This is a genomic window from Streptomyces sp. NPDC097107 (genome assembly GCF_044762405.1).
Taxonomy (GTDB): Bacteria; Actinomycetota; Actinomycetes; order Streptomycetales; family Streptomycetaceae; genus Streptomyces; species Streptomyces thinghirensis.
This window is the reverse complement of record NZ_JBIWEF010000003.1, coordinates 465749-479490: the sequence shown is the minus strand read 5'-3', so window position 1 is coordinate 479490 and position 13742 is coordinate 465749. Positions and strand designations below refer to the sequence as shown.

16 protein-coding genes and 1 pseudogene are annotated in these 13742 nt (G+C 72.1%); 13 read left to right on the top strand and 4 right to left on the bottom strand.

Annotated features, from left to right (window positions below; genetic code table 11):
* Nucleotides 1-101 precede the first annotated feature (101 nt).
* From ACIQ1J_RS09420 to ACIQ1J_RS09410, 3 genes are all read left to right on the top strand, one after another.
* On the top strand, nucleotides 102-455 hold the full coding sequence (locus ACIQ1J_RS09420) for an STAS domain-containing protein (RefSeq protein WP_307852006.1): 354 nt from the start codon (nucleotides 102-104) through the stop codon (nucleotides 453-455).
* Nucleotides 452-1381, top strand: a complete 930-nt coding sequence (locus tag ACIQ1J_RS09415; RefSeq protein ID WP_403555546.1) for an anti-sigma factor RsbA family regulatory protein — start codon at nucleotides 452-454, stop codon at nucleotides 1379-1381. The genes ACIQ1J_RS09420 and ACIQ1J_RS09415 overlap by 4 nt, the downstream gene beginning before the upstream one ends.
* Before the next feature lie 133 nt (nucleotides 1382-1514).
* Nucleotides 1515-2360: an RNA polymerase sigma factor SigF gene (locus ACIQ1J_RS09410; RefSeq protein WP_210958335.1), complete on the top strand. Its 846-nt coding sequence runs from the start codon at nucleotides 1515-1517 to the stop codon at nucleotides 2358-2360.
* Nucleotides 2361-2368: 8 nt separating this feature from the next.
* Here ACIQ1J_RS09410 and ACIQ1J_RS09405 read toward each other — a convergent pair whose 3' ends face one another.
* Nucleotides 2369-3445, bottom strand: a complete 1077-nt coding sequence (locus ACIQ1J_RS09405; protein ID WP_403555544.1) for a Ku protein — start codon at nucleotides 3443-3445, stop codon at nucleotides 2369-2371.
* A 232-nt stretch (nucleotides 3446-3677) separates the two neighbouring features.
* On the opposite strand from ACIQ1J_RS09405, the gene ACIQ1J_RS09400 reads away from it, so the two are divergent.
* Nucleotides 3678-4799: a lipid II:glycine glycyltransferase FemX gene (locus ACIQ1J_RS09400; RefSeq protein WP_403555542.1), complete on the top strand. Its 1122-nt coding sequence runs from the start codon at nucleotides 3678-3680 to the stop codon at nucleotides 4797-4799.
* Between the two features lie 46 nt (nucleotides 4800-4845).
* Here the strand turns inward: ACIQ1J_RS09400 and ACIQ1J_RS09395 are convergent, their stop codons facing one another.
* Nucleotides 4846-5586, bottom strand: a complete 741-nt coding sequence (locus ACIQ1J_RS09395; RefSeq protein ID WP_403555540.1) for a class I SAM-dependent DNA methyltransferase — start codon at nucleotides 5584-5586, stop codon at nucleotides 4846-4848.
* A 282-nt stretch (nucleotides 5587-5868) separates the two neighbouring features.
* Here ACIQ1J_RS09395 and ACIQ1J_RS09390 point away from each other — a divergent pair, with 282 nt between their 5' ends.
* Nucleotides 5869-6567, top strand: a complete 699-nt coding sequence (locus ACIQ1J_RS09390; protein ID WP_403555538.1) for a type 1 glutamine amidotransferase — start codon at nucleotides 5869-5871, stop codon at nucleotides 6565-6567.
* A 46-nt stretch (nucleotides 6568-6613) separates the two neighbouring features.
* On the opposite strand, the gene ACIQ1J_RS09385 is transcribed toward ACIQ1J_RS09390, so the two are convergent.
* The gene (locus ACIQ1J_RS09385) at nucleotides 6614-7789 is read right to left on the bottom strand and encodes a GDSL-type esterase/lipase family protein (RefSeq protein ID WP_403555536.1); all 1176 of its coding nucleotides are present in this window, start codon (nucleotides 7787-7789) and stop codon (nucleotides 6614-6616) included.
* Nucleotides 7790-7836: 47 nt separating this feature from the next.
* Complete coding sequence (locus ACIQ1J_RS09380) at nucleotides 7837-8406, bottom strand: TetR/AcrR family transcriptional regulator (RefSeq protein ID WP_210958329.1); 570 nt, start codon at nucleotides 8404-8406, stop codon at nucleotides 7837-7839.
* Nucleotides 8407-8477: 71 nt separating this feature from the next.
* Here ACIQ1J_RS09380 and ACIQ1J_RS09375 point away from each other — a divergent pair, with 71 nt between their 5' ends.
* The 8 genes and pseudogenes from ACIQ1J_RS09375 to ACIQ1J_RS09340 all read left to right on the top strand — a co-directional run bounded on the left by ACIQ1J_RS09375 (nucleotide 8478) and on the right by ACIQ1J_RS09340 (nucleotide 13692).
* Nucleotides 8478-8969 (top strand): FBP domain-containing protein, encoded by a 492-nt coding sequence (locus ACIQ1J_RS09375; RefSeq protein WP_403555533.1) that lies wholly within the window; start codon nucleotides 8478-8480, stop codon nucleotides 8967-8969.
* Between the two features lie 33 nt (nucleotides 8970-9002).
* A pseudogene (locus ACIQ1J_RS09370) lies at nucleotides 9003-9260 on the top strand (GNAT family N-acetyltransferase); the annotation flags it as partial.
* 89 nt (nucleotides 9261-9349) lie between these two features.
* Complete coding sequence (locus tag ACIQ1J_RS09365) at nucleotides 9350-9556, top strand: GNAT family N-acetyltransferase (protein WP_403555532.1); 207 nt, start codon at nucleotides 9350-9352, stop codon at nucleotides 9554-9556.
* 137 nt (nucleotides 9557-9693) lie between these two features.
* Complete coding sequence (locus ACIQ1J_RS09360) at nucleotides 9694-10299, top strand: DUF488 family protein (protein WP_403555530.1); 606 nt, start codon at nucleotides 9694-9696, stop codon at nucleotides 10297-10299.
* A gap of 22 nt (nucleotides 10300-10321) precedes the next feature.
* The gene (locus tag ACIQ1J_RS09355) at nucleotides 10322-11266 is read left to right on the top strand and encodes a hypothetical protein (RefSeq protein ID WP_403555528.1); all 945 of its coding nucleotides are present in this window, start codon (nucleotides 10322-10324) and stop codon (nucleotides 11264-11266) included.
* A gap of 91 nt (nucleotides 11267-11357) precedes the next feature.
* Entirely contained in the window at nucleotides 11358-11696 is a 339-nt protein-coding gene (locus ACIQ1J_RS09350; protein WP_403555526.1) for an SCO0607 family lipoprotein, read from the top strand.
* Nucleotides 11697-11961: 265 nt separating this feature from the next.
* On the top strand, nucleotides 11962-12735 hold the full coding sequence (locus tag ACIQ1J_RS09345) for a hypothetical protein (RefSeq protein ID WP_403555524.1): 774 nt from the start codon (nucleotides 11962-11964) through the stop codon (nucleotides 12733-12735).
* A 93-nt stretch (nucleotides 12736-12828) separates the two neighbouring features.
* Nucleotides 12829-13692, top strand: coding sequence for a DMT family transporter (locus ACIQ1J_RS09340; RefSeq protein WP_403555522.1), 864 nt, complete (start codon nucleotides 12829-12831; stop codon nucleotides 13690-13692).
* The last annotated feature ends 50 nt before the right edge of the window (nucleotides 13693-13742 follow it).

Genomic DNA, 13742 nt, shown 5'->3' with positions numbered 1-13742 from the left:
CCCACACCGGCGTACGGCGGCTCATCGCGATAGGCTGCATGGCCGGACGAGGCGCCCGGGGTGCGGACGGACACCCGGCGGATTTCCGAAGGAGATCGAGTGTGGATGCCACAGGCCCCACGGGCGGACCGCCCCGGGTACGAAGCGGGGCCGTGCTGGAGGTACGCCCGCTGCCCGGCCGTCCCGGACTCCGCGCCAGCGGAGAGATCAGCGTGACCACCCGCCCGTCCTGGGAGCAGGCCCTCACGGAACTGTCCAGGCAGCACACTGACGTGTCCTACCTGGAACTGTCCGGTGTGCGGTTCGTCGATGTGGCCGGCGTCGCGGCACTCGCCGTCACTGCCATGAACCTGCCCGGCGGGCGGGTCGTGGTGGAACAGCCCCCGCCGCAGCTGCCCCGGGTGCTGGAGCTGTTCTGGCCGTCCCTGCGTCGTATCGAGGTGGCGCCGCGATGAGCACGATGACCCACGAGGAGGCGTTCGCGCATCCGGCGCTGTTCTACCGCTCGGAGCGCGAGTACGCCGACCGGACGGTGACGTTCGTACGGGAGGGACTGGCCGCGGGCGAACCCGTGGCGGTGGCCGTGCCCGCCCCCAACCTGGAGCTGATCAGGGACGGGCTGGGAGCGGACGCGCGGGACGTCTCCCTCCTGGACATGACGGAGGCCGGACGCAATCCGGGACGGATCATCCCCGGGGTGCTCAGGGCGTTCGCCGACGCGCACGCCCACGAACGGGTGCGCATCATCGGCGAGCCCGTCTGGGCCGGACGCAGCGCGGCGGAGTACCCGGCGTGCGCCCAGCACGAGGCACTGATCAACGCGGCCTTCGCGGGCCGTTCAGCGACGATCCTGTGCCCGTACGACGAGGCCCGGCTGGACGCGGACGCCCTGGCCGACGCCCTCGTGACCCATCCGACGGTCATCGCCGGAGGCCGCGAGCGGGCCAGCGGGTCCTACGACTGGCCCGCGGTCGTCGCCCGCTACAACGAGCCGCTGGAGCCCGCGCCGGACGCCGACGTCCTCGCCTTCGGTGCTGGGGAGCTGCCCGAGGCGCGGCGCTTCGCCGTCGGCCGGGCCGCGTCGCTCGGGCTGGCCGGGCGACGCCTTCAGGACACGGAGCTGGCTGTGGCGGAGCTCACCACCAACAGCGTGGTCCACGGCGGCGGTCGAGGGTCACTGGCGATCTGGTCCGATGCCGGGCAAGTGGTGTGCGAGGTCCGCGACACGGGGCGCCTCACGGATCCGCTGGCCGGCCGCCGTCCCCCGGAGCGCGGGCAGATCGGCGGCCGTGGCCTGCTGCTCGTCCACTACGTCGCCGATCTGGTCCGGATGCACACGTCGGACGACGGCACCACCGTCCGGTTCTACCTCGGCCTCTGAAACGGTGCGGGAAACCGCTCGCCCGCCACGCCGATCGAGGAAACATGTGTGGGCGCCTTGACCCGGGGTAGGCGCTGTCTCGTCGGCCGACAAGCTGACAGCGACGGGGGCCGATCGACTGGGAGGGCACATCATGGCGACGACGACCGCACGGATCACCGAGCACACCACCACGGGCATGCCGGAGGTGTCGGACCCGTCCAAGGTGGCGCCCAAGGACGCGCGGGAGTTGTCGAAGCTGTTCTTCAAGCAGCTGACGTTGCTCGAAGAGGGCACGCCCGAATACCAGTACGCGCGCAACACGCTCATCGAGATGAACATGTCCCTGGTCCGCTTCGCGGCCGGCCGGTTCCGCAGCCGTGGTCCGGAGGAGATGGAGGACATCGTCCAGGTCGGCATGATCGGCCTGATCAAGGCCATCGACCGGTTCGAGCTGACCCGTGAGGTCGAGTTCACCTCCTTCGCCGTGCCGTACATCGTCGGCGAGATCAAGCGGTTCTTCCGTGACACCTCGTGGGCCGTGCACGTGCCCCGGCGGCTCCAGGAGGCCCGTGTCCAGCTGGCCCGCGCCACCGAGGAACTGCGCAGCCGTCTGGGCCGCACCCCCACCACCAAGGAACTCTCCGAGCTGATGAGCCTCCCGGAGGACGAGGTCGTCGAGGCCCGCCTGGCGGCCAACGGCTACAACTCCGCCTCCCTGGACGCGGCCATCAACGGCAGCGAGGACGGCGAATCGGCGCTGGCCGACTTCATCGGCGCGGACGACGCGGCGCTGGCGCTCGTGGACGACTTCCACGCCCTGGCCCCGATGATCGCCGAGCTGAACGAGCGCGACCGGCAGATCATCCACTGGCGGTTCGTCGAGGAGCTCACCCAGAAGGACATCGGTGAACGCCTCGGGGTCTCGCAGATGCACGTCTCCCGCCTGATCTCGCGCCTGCTGGCCCGTCTGCGGGAAGGCATGCTCAGCAATAGCTGAGTGGCGTCTCAGGCGGCGGCCGTCTTCTTCTTCCGGCCGCCGCCGGCACCGACGAGGGCGTCGACGAGCTGTTCGCGGCTCATCTTCGACCGTCCGGCGATGTCCTGGCCGGTGGCCCGCTGATAGAGCTCCGCCTTGCTCAGTTCCCGCAGCTCGCCCCGCTTGGGCGACGCTTTGCGGGAGGGTGCCGTGGCCTTCTTCCGCCCCTCGGTGCCCTTGCGCCCCTCGGTGCCCTTCTTCCGCGGTGCCGAGGGCTGCTTGCCTCCGGTGCCCTTCGCCTTCGCGGGTGCCTGTTCGCCTCCGGTGGCCTTCGCCTGCTCCAGGCTGCCCTGCAGGACCTCCATCAGGTCGACGACGTTGGTGGCCCGCGGCGCTTCCTCGGCGACGGCGACCTCCTGGCCCTCGGCCTTGGCCCGGACCAGCTCGCGGACCTTCTCCTGGTAGGAGTCGTGGTAGCGGGCCGGGTCCCAGGGGCCGCTGAGGGCGTCGACGAGACGCATCGCCATGTCCAGTTCCTTGCCCCGGCCCGCCCTGCCCTCCGGCAGCTCGGGCAACTCCTCGACCGGGTCGCGGACCTCGTCGGCCCAGTGCAGCGTCTGGAGCACCAGGACCTTGTCCTCGGCACGGAGCGCGGTCAGGTACTGCCGGTTGCGCATCACGAAGGTGGCGACGCCGACCTTGCCGGCCTCGGCGAGGGCGGTGCGGAGCAGCTCGTACACCTTGAGGTACTCCTTGCCGCGCGGGGCGACGTAGTAGGTGCGGCCGAAGTACACCGGTGCGATGCGGTCGAGGTCGACGAAGTCGGTGATCTCCAGGGTCTGGGAGCGGCCCGGCGCGATCTCGTCCAGTTCCTCCGGCTCGACGACGACGTACTCGCCATCGCCGACCTCGTAGCCCTTGACGATGTCACCGGGGTCGACCTCCTTGCCGGTGCGCTCGTTGACCCGGCGGTTGCGGATCCGGTCCGAGGTACCGCGCTGCAACTGGTGGAAGTGGACCGTGTGGTCCTGGGTCGCCGTGAACAGACCGACGGGCACCGAGACCAGCCCGAACGTGATCACACCTGTCCAGATCGCCCGCGCCATGGCCGTCCGCTCCCGTCCGTCCTGTCCGCACCGCCCAACCCCACCACGCTCACACCATGTGCGCGACCGTGCGCGCCGGACGGCGCACACGGGTCAACAGCCGGGCGACAGCGCGCGCATCGGCCTCAGCCGGTATTCCCTGTGAGGTGCGGGACGGCGAACGCACTCCGCGCCCTCGCCGCTCCCCCCGTCGAACGAGGACGGACAACGTCGAGCAAAGGGACCCCGACCCATGAGCTGTCACCTGAAGGCGATCACCCGCGCGGAGCATCTGCGCTTCGTCACGTCCCGGTCTTCCGTGAGTCATCTGCAGACGCCCTCGTGGGGCGACGTGAAGCCGGACTGGCGGGCGGAGAGCCTGGGCTGGTTCGACGAGGGCGGCGACCTCGTGGGCGCGGGGCTGGTGCTGCTGCGGCCGTTGCCGAGGCTGAAGCGGTATCTGGCCTATCTGCCCGAGGGCCCGGTCATCGACTGGGGCGCGGCGGGTCTGGAGCGGTGGCTGGAGCCGATGCTCGCGTACCTGAAGAAGCGGGGCGTCTTCTCGGTGCGGATGGGCCCGCCCGTGGTGGCCCGGCGCTGGAGTGCCGAGGCGGTCAAGGCCGCGATCGCCGACCCGGGGGCCCGGCGGCTGGGCGACGTGGAGGCCACCGTGCGCGAGCCCGGGGCCGAGGATGTCGCCGAGCGGCTGCGCCGGACGGGCTGGCGACAGACCGCGCCGGGCGGCGAGGACGGCTTCGCCGCCGGCCAGCCGCGCTACGTGTGCCAGGTACCGCTCGCCGGGCGGTCACTGGAGCAGATCCAGAGCGGCTTCAACCAGCAGTGGCGCCGCAACATCAAGAAGTCCGAGAAAGCCGGCGTCAAGGTCGTCCGGGGCGGCCAGGAGGACCTCCCCGCCTTCTACGAGCTCTACGTCGAGACCGCCGAACGGGACCGGTTCGTCCCGCGCCCCCTCGCCTACTTCCAGCGGATGTGGACCGCGCTGACGGCCGAGGACCCGGACCGCATGCGCCTCTACCTCGCCCATCACGACGGGGAAGTGCTCGCCGGTGCCACGATGCTGACCGTCGGCGAGCACGTCTGGTACTCCTACGGCGCTTCCACGAGCCGTCGGCGCGAGGTGCAGCCCAGCAACGCGCTCCAGTGGCGGATGATGTGCGACGCCCATGAACTCGGCGCGGCCGTCTACGACTTCCGCGGCATCACCGACACCCTGGACGAGGACGACCACCTGCTGGGACTGCTGCGGTTCAAGGTCGGGGCGGGCGGTGAGGCCGTGGAGTACCTCGGCGAGTGGGACTACCCGCTCAACAAGCTGCTGCACAAGGCCCTGGGCGTGTACCTGGCGCGGCGCTGAGCCGTCCCGGACCGGCCGGGACGAGACCGGTCCGACCCCCGGCCGGTCAGTCGGCGGGCTTCTCCCAGACCGACACGTGGCCGCCGCTCTCGTGGGTGAACGGCTTTTGGGTCCACCCCTCCCACCGGTCGCGCAGCCGCAGTCCGGCGAGCCGGGCCATCAGGTCGAGTTCGCAGGGCCACACGTACCGGAAGGGGTAGTACTCGTACTCGGGGCGCCCGTCCACGAGGGTGACGTAGTTCGAACTCATCGCCTGGGTGGCGGTGTCGTAGGTGTCGAACGCCCACCCGCTCGGGCCGATACGGAACGGCACGGCGGTCTGTCCCGGGGGCAGCCGGCGCAGCTCCGGCACGCCCACCTCGATGACGAAGCAGCCGCCGGGCTCCAGATGGTCGGCGGCGTTGCGGAAGCAGTCGACCTGGGCGTCCTGCGTGGTCAGGTTGTTGATGGTGTTGAAGACGAGGTAGGCGACCGTGAAGGTGCCCGGTACCCGGGTCGTCGCGAAGTCGCCGATGGTCACCCCTACGGCATCGCCGCCCGGCTTGGCTCGCAGCCGGGAGGTCATGGCCCGGGACATGTCGATGCCGTGGACCGGGACCCCGCGCCCCGCCAGGGGCAGTGCGATCCGGCCGGTGCCGACGCCGAACTCGAGCGCCCGGCCGGTGCCCGCCAGTTCGGTCAGCAGGCCGACGGCGGGATCCACCGCCTCGGGTGCGAACCGGTCCGCCGCCGACTCGTCGTAGTGCGCGGCGACGCTTTCCCCGAAGTAGCCGTCCTCATCAGACATGCGAGGGACCGTACCGCTCGTCAGGCCGCCGGCGCCCGTGATTTTCCGCCGCGCGCCGGGACCGCGTACAGCAGCGAGGCGACGACGATGCCCGCCGGCCGGGCGAGGCCCGGGCCGGCCTCGCCCTCCCCGCCCGCCGCGCGGGCCGCCGGTGCTGTTGACCGTCCTCGACGGCGACCCGGCGCACCGCGCCGCGAGTCCGGGATCCGGCCGGAGGGTTGCGGCCCTCCCCGTCCTGGGCAGTGGGACGGTGTCCGAGGGGTGTGAAGCGAGGAGTGGGCGATGTCGCGGCTGCTGGTGGTGCAGAACGGTCCGGACGGCGGGCCGGGCCGGTTCGGTGACTGGCTGGCCTCGGACGGGCCGGCACTGGACGTGGTCCACGCGTACGCCGGTGCGCCGCTCCCCCGGCGCCTGGCGCACGAGGGCGTCATGGTGCTCGGCGGCGGCTATCTGCCCGACGACGACGGCCGCGCGCCCTGGCTCGCGCCCACCCGGGCACTGGTCGCCGAGGCGGTGGAGCGAGGCGCCCCCGTGTTCGGGATCTGCCTCGGCGGGCAGCTCCTCGCCCATGTCGCGGGCGGAACGGTCCGGGCCGGCCACGGCGAACCGGAGTTCGGCAGCACGCCGCTCACCCTGCGGGCGGAGACCGGCAGTGATCCGCTCTTCCGGGGTCTGCCGGAGCGGGTGACGGCGGTCGAGCACCATGTGGACGCCGTCACCGCCCTGCCGCCCGGTGCCGCCTGGCTGATGGAGAGCGAACGGTGCCCGTACCAGGCGTTCCGGGTCGGCGACCGGGCGTGGGGGGTGCAGTTCCACCCCGAGGCCGGCGCGGACCGGGTCCGGTCGTGGGCCCCGGAACGGATGCGGGCCAAGGGCCTGGACCCGGTGGAGCTCTCCCGCCGGGCGGAACGCGACGAGACCGCGGCCGAAGTGGTCTGGCGCGAGGTCGCCCGGCGCTTCGCCGCGGTCGTCGGGACATGAGCGGTCGGGAGCGTCGGAGGGCCGGGAGGCACAGCAGGGTTGTGCGTCAGCCCGTGAAGGCGCCGTGGCCGGTGAAGACCAGCTCGGCGAAGCGTTCGCCGATGCGGCGGTGGGTGGCCGCGTCCGGGTGGAGGTCGTCGGGCAGGGGCAGTTCGGCGGAGTCGGCCTCGCCGTAGAGGTCGCGGCCGTCGAGGTAGTACAGGTTCGGGTCGTCGGCCGCCCGCTGCCCGACGATCCGGGCCAGCTCCTCCCGGACGGTGTTCAGGGTCAGTTTGCCGCTCGCGCGTTCCGCGGGGTCGCCCATGGCCGTGAAGCGCAGTCGCCCCTCGGGGAGATGGGAGAAGTCGGGCGCGCTGGGGCCTGGGGTGTCCTCGTGGATGGGGCAGAGGATGGGCGAGACGATCAGCAGCGGGGTGGTGGGGTGACCGTCGCGGACGGTGTCGATGAAGCCGTGGACGGCGGGGCCGAAGGCGCGCAGGCGCATGACGTCCGCGTTGACGATGTTGATGCCGATCTTGAGGCTGATCAGGTCGGCGGGGGTGTCGCGCAGGGCCTGCGCGGTGAAGGGGTCGAGCAGGGCGCTGCCTGCCAGGCCCAGGTTGACGAGTTCGACGCCGCCGAGGGAGGCCGCGAGCGCGGGCCAGGTGGTGGTGGGGCTCGCGGCGTCGGAGCCGTGGCTGATCGAGCTGCCGTGGTGCAGCCAGACCCTGCGGCCCGGGTCCGGGGCGGGCTCGACGGGGGCGTTCGTGCGCAGGGCGACGAGTTCGGTGGTCTCGTTGTGCGGCAGCCAGATCTCGATGTCCTTGCCGCCTTCGGGCAGGCCCGCGAAGCGGAGGGTGCCGACGGGGCCGGGTTCGACGCCCGTCGTGCCGGTGGTCATGTCGATGGTCAGGGTGTTGCCGCCCGCGACACTGCCCCGGCCCGCCGGACGGCCGTCAACGAGCAGGTCGTACACGCCGTCCGGGCGCGGTGGGACGCCGGCGTAGACCCGCTTGGTGGGCAGGGTGTCCAGTTCGAGGGCGGTGGCCCGGGTGCGCAGGGCCAGGCGTACGCCGGAGGGCTGGGACTCGGCCATGGCCAGCTGTCCGTCGGTGTTCCGGGCCCGGGCCCGGGCGGGCAGCCGGTGCGGCAGCAGGCCCTGCTCGGTGCGCTCGAGGTCGAGGGCACCGCGCAGGAGGTCCATGGTGATCGGCGTGGTGATCCAGTCGTCCGTGGTGTGCATGTCGTCTCCGGCTGTGGGGGTGTGGCCGGCCTCGGGGGCGGGGTGGTTCACGCCGCGGGCCAGTTGCGCAGCAGGGCGTCGAGGGCGTCCACGACCCGCGTCCACGTCTCCTGGGTGTCGGGGGCGCTGTGGCTGAAGCCGCCGCCCATCTCCAGACTGACGTAGCCGTGGAAGACGCTGCCCAGGAGGCGGACGGCGTGGGTCTGGTCGGGTTCCGCCAGGTCGTAGCCGCGCAGGATGGCCCGGGTCATCTGGGCGTGCCGGACGCCCGCGCCGGCCGCCGCCGTCTCCGGATCGAGCCGCAGCTGGGCCGCGGTGTACCGGCCGGGGTGTTCCCGGGCGTAGTCGCGGTAGACGTTCGCGAAGGCGGCGAGGGCGTCCTTGCCGGCCCGCCCGGCCAGCGCCGTGGCGCCCCGGTCGGCGAGTTCGGCGAGGGCCAGCAGGGCGATCCGGGTCCTGAGGTCCTGGGAGTTCCTCACGTGCGAGTACAGACTCGCGACCTTGACGTCGAAGTGTCTGGCCAGCGCGGAGACCGTCACCTGGTCGAAGCCGACCTCGTCGGCCAGTTCCGCGCCCGCCCGGACCAGGCGTTCGGTGGTCAGCCCCACCCGCACCATAGTCGTCCTTCCGTTGCCCTGAACACATTATGCAGTTGCCTAAAGTTTTTAGGCAACTTAGCCTCACGTGTATGAAACCGTTGACCGACAAAGAGATCCGTGCCGCCTTCGTGAACTGCACCAAGGGCGCGGCCAAGCGCCTGTCCATACCCCACGACCTGGCCGACCGCCCGTGGGCCGACCTGGACTACTTCGGCTGGCGGGATCCCCAGGCGCCGGACCGCGCCTACCTGGTGACCGAACTGGGCGGCCGTCCGACGGCACTCGTGCTGCGCTCCTCCGGCGCCGCCTCCGGGCAGGCTCGCCGCAGCATGTGCTCGATGTGCCTGACCACACACTCCGGCGGCGTCTCCCTGATGGTCGCGCCGAAGGCGGGCAAGGCCGGGCAACAGGGCAACTCGGTGGGCGCCTACATATGCAGCGACCTGGCCTGTTCGCTGTATGTGCGGGGCAAGCGGGAGGCGGGTGCCGGCGCGCGACTGCACGAAACGATCACGCAGGAGGAGAAGATCCGGCGGACCGTCGCGAACCTCGCGGCATTCGTCGACAAGGTGATCGCATGACGGGCGTTCCGCGACGCCCCCTGTGATCCGGCGATGATCAAAGGCAGGTCGACGAGGTTGCGCGCGCTGCGTGCAGAGGACGCGGCGCATCATCTCCGGTGGCGCAACGATCCCCAGGTGGTGCGCTGGGCGGCTGCCGGTGACCCGTGTTTCGGTCCCGTGACGGCGGAGGCGATCACGCTCGCCTTCGACACCATGCTGCGGCTCAGCCCGAGGGAGTCGGCCGTGTTCACGGTCGAGGACACGGCCGGCGGCGGGGTGAAAGGGATGGCCGACTACCGCGGCCTGGACCCGTACACCGGCGTGGCCACCCTGGGCGTCACCATCGGCGAGAAGGAGTCTGGGGGCGCGGCCACGGGTCGGAGGCGCTGCGGCTGCTCGTGGACCACCTGTTCGGCGCGTACGGTCTCAACCGGCTGGAGCTGGACACCTGGAGCGGCAACGAGCGTGCCGTGCGTTCCTTCACGAAGCTGGGCTTCCAGGAGGAGGGCCGGCTGCGCTCCGCCGTGCTGATGGACCGGCGGCGCTACGACCGGGTGCTGTTCGGCATTTTGCGCGAGGAGTGGTCGCGGGCCGGGGATCGGTGACGACCGGGTTACATCGGCGCAGGGAGCACGGCCGAAGCTGGGGCCGTCCGAATTCGGTGACCGCCGAATCGACCGGTCGCCCGCATGAAGCCCCTCCCCGGGTCGCGGGGCGGTCCGCGTGACCGTACACAGGAGGCATGACCGCAGGCAGCGAGGGGACCCCCGACGACATGTCCCAGCCTCACCTGGTCACGTTCGGGCACGGCACCGCGGGCCGCGCCGCGCTGGCCGAACTGCTGCGTGGTGCGGACATCGCCGCCGTGGTCGACGTCAGGACGGCGCCCGGCAGCCGCCGGGACCCCGACCTGCTGCGGGACCGGCTCGCCGGGTGGATGCCCGAGGAGGGCCTCGCCTACCGGTGGGAGCAGCGCCTGGGCGGCTTCCGCAAGCCGGTGCCGGACTCGCCCGACGTCATCTGGCGCAACACCTCGTTCCGCGGGTACGCCGGCCACACCCGCACGCCGGAGTTCGTCACCGCCATGGACGAGCTACTGGAGCAGGCGGCGCGGGAACGCACCGCGGTCATGTGCGGCGAAGCGGTGTGGTGGCGGTGCCACCGTCGCATCATCGCCGACTTCGCCGTCCTGGCCCGCGGCACGCCCGTGGACCACCTCATGCACGACGGCCGCCTGACGGCCCACTCCCCCACCCCTGGTGCTCGACTGCGGACGGACGGCCTCCTCGTCTACGACGACGAGGAGGAGGCGGCGAAGTCGGCCGCGTCGAGGTCAGGACGGTCGTAGCGGCGAGGCGGAGGCAGCGGACATGCAGCGCAAGGGCGGGCGTCGGCGCGAGAGCGGCGATCACGACGTCGAGCCGGTCGATGCGGTCCTCGACGAGCTCTACGCGACGCCGCCGTCCGAATTCGTCGCCCGTCGTGAGGAACACGCCGCGGCCGCCAGAACGGCCGGCCGCAAGGAGGACGCCCGCCGCATCCACGCAGCCCGTCGGCCCACGCTCGCGGCCTGGGCGGCGAACCTGCTGAGGCGCTCCCGACCGGAGGAGAGCCGGCGGTTCATGGAGCTGGGGCAGGCGCTGCGCGAGGCACATCGCACCCTGGACGCGACCGGCCTCAAGGAGCTCTCCGCGCAGCGTCGGCACATCGTCTCCGCCCTGTCCCGGCAGGCCGCCCAGCTCTCCCGCGAGGCCGGGCACCAACTGTCTCAAGCGGCGCAGCGCGAGGTCGAGTCGACCCTGCGCGCGGTCCTCGCGGACCCGGACGCGGCCGACGAGTGGGCAGGCGGACGCCTGGAGGTCTCCCTCACCCCGCCGTCGGAGTTCCCCTCGGACACCGCGCCGGCCGAACCCGCACCGCGCGAGCGGCCCCGGCCGGACACCCGTCGGCGCGCGCCCGCGGGCCTGGCGCGGGACGAACTCGCCGAGCGGCGCCACGAACGGCAGGAGGAACTCGCCCGGGCCGAACAGGCCGCGGAGGACGCCGCGCGGCAGCTGAGTGGCAGACGCGAGGAAAAGGCCGGCGCCGAGGCGTCCCTGCGGCGGACCGACGAGGAACACGAGCGGGCGTGCGAGGAGGTGTCCGCCGCGGAGCAACGACTGAGGCAGGCGCACGAGGAGCTCGACCGGGCCGAGCGGGAGCGGCGCGATGCCGCGGAGCGGAGGCGTACGGCCGCCGACGCGCTGTCCCGGGCCGAGCGGGAGGCACATGAGGCCGCGCGCGAGGTTGACCGTTTGGCCGGCCGTGTCAGGTAGTACGGCCCTCCCGGTTGAGTACTCGTACTCATGAGGTGTCTCCCCCCGCCGGGGGAGGCTGACCGTACCAGCCACCCAGGGGGAGCCAACCGTGCGTACCACCGGCCGAGTTCACCGCCCGTCGCTCTCCCGCGTCGACCGCGCGACGCGGTCCGCCCCGGGGTTCGCCCTGGTCTGCGTGACCGTCGCCGCGATCCTGACCGGCTGCTCGATGCGGGAGGCGACCTGTGGCGGCGGCGAGTACCCGGTCATGACCATCGGCGGCACCGGCAGTGCCTGCGTTCCCGACGACGAGGAGCCGCCCGCAGGTTACACCCGTTACCCCGAGGGCAAGGTCCCCGAGCACGTCGGCGACGAGTGGGACACCTACTGGCAGACTCGCACCGTCGACAAGGACGGAAACATCGTCGAGGTGCCCGACGGCGAGTGAGTGCCGGTGCCGACGCTCCGAACATGTAGGCGAGGAACCCGCGGCACATACCACGTTGGCGGCCATACGTGGTATACCGGCCCGGCAGCAAACAGGGGAACGACAGGCGCCGTCCGTCCGTACTATCTGTGTGTCAGCACAGCCGGTGGCAGACTCCAGTTCTCCGCTGCCGGGCGCCGTTCGGACATGGTCCGCATGTCCCGCGCCTGATGTCCCGCCGTTCCTCACGAGCCTTCACGGCCGCGAATCGAGGAGAGTCAACACCATGTCCGAGAGCACGATGCAGGCCGCCACCCAACTGGCGTCGCAGTACAGCGTCCAGGTGACCGACGACCTGGAGCGCAACACCAAGGAGCAGGAGCGCATCAGCGCGGAGATCACCGCTCTGCAGCAGCAGCTGGCCGCACTGCAGCACGACCACGCCCTGCTGGTGAACATGCAGCAGGCGCTCGGCATCACCTCCCCTTCGGCCCAGCCCGCGACCGCCACGGAGTCCGCCGCCGCGACCGACACGGCCGCCGTCCCCGCTCCCCGGGGCAGTGCCGCCACGGAGTCGGCCGCCGGAAGGCGGACGCGGAGCGGGAAGGCCGCCGCCACTCCCAAGCGCGCCGCCGCCCCGAAGCCGGGTGCCAAGCCGGCCCCGAAGACCGACGCCGCGCCTGCCACCAAGCCGGCGACCAAGCCGACCGCCAAGCCGTCCGCCAAGGCCGCCCGGAAGCCGGCGGCGAAGAAGACGTCAGCGCCGGTCGCCGACCGGCCCACGCTGGTCGAGCTGGTGCGCAACCACCTCGTGGAACAGAGTGAGCCGCGCTCCGCCGCCGAGGTCACCACGGCGCTCGGTCAGGCCAACTCCGGACGCACCATCAAGACCACGGTCGTCCGTACCACCCTCGAGGGGCTCGTCGCCAAGAACCAGGCCCAGCGCTCCAAGCAGGGCACCTCGGTCTACTACACCGCCACCGAGACGCCGGAGGCGAAGCAGAAGCAGGAGAAGCAGGACGCCGGAACGGAGAAGCCGTCCGCGCAGAGCGACAACTGACGGCGCCCGCGCCCGGCACCGCCCACGGTCGCACCGTCCTCCCCCGCCGTAGCGCGGCGCGCGGTCGGGGGGATACGGGGTGAGGATCGGTGGATGGGTGTTGTACTGCCGGTGCTCTTCGCACTCCTCGCCGCGTTCAGCAACGCGCTGGCCACCGTGCTCCAGCGGCGTGCCGCGCTGAGTGTGCCGCAGACCCAGGGCTTCCGCCCGGGGCTGGTGCTCGACCTGTTGCGGCGGCCGGTCTGGATCGGCGGCATGCTGGCCGTCGTCGTCGCCGGTGTGGCGCAGGCGGTGGCTCTGGCGACGGGGCCGCTGTCACTCGTCCAGCCGTTGTTCGTGCTGGAGCTACCCCTGGCCCTGCTGCTGGCCTCGCTGATGACCGGCCGCCACATGGGTCACGTCATGTGGCTCGCCGTCGGCGCTGTCGTCGTCGGGCTCGGTGTCGCGCTGGCGTCGGCCGCGCCGGGCGGCGGCGAGGCCGACGTGCCCCTGGATCGGTGGGTGCCCGCGCTGGTGGCCTGTGCCGTGGCGGCCGTACTGCTGACCGCGGCCGGTCTGAAGCGCCCCGTCGGCAAGGCCCGCGCCGGTTGCCTCGGTGCGGCCACCGCGGTGTGCTATGCCCTGACGGCCGCTCTGATGAAGGACTCCATGCGCGTCCTGGACACCGACGGCCTGGTCGGCCTCCTGACCACGTGGCAGACCTACGGCTTCGCCGCGGCCGGTGTGGGTGCCGTGCTCCTGCTGGAGCACGCCATGCAGGGCGGCCCCCTCGTCGCCTCCCAGCCCGCCCTCACCCTGGGGGACGCCGCGGTGAGCCTCCTGCTCGGTGTCGTCCTCTACCAGGAGGACGTGCGCGCCGGCTGGTGGATCGTGCCGCAGTTGCTCGGCGTCGCCCTGATCGTCATGGGTGTACTCACCCTCGCCCGGCGCGGCATCGACCTGCGCACCGGGCAATGAGCGCGCCGTGCGGAGCCGGGCGGCGGAAGTGAACGAGATGCCCGCACCCA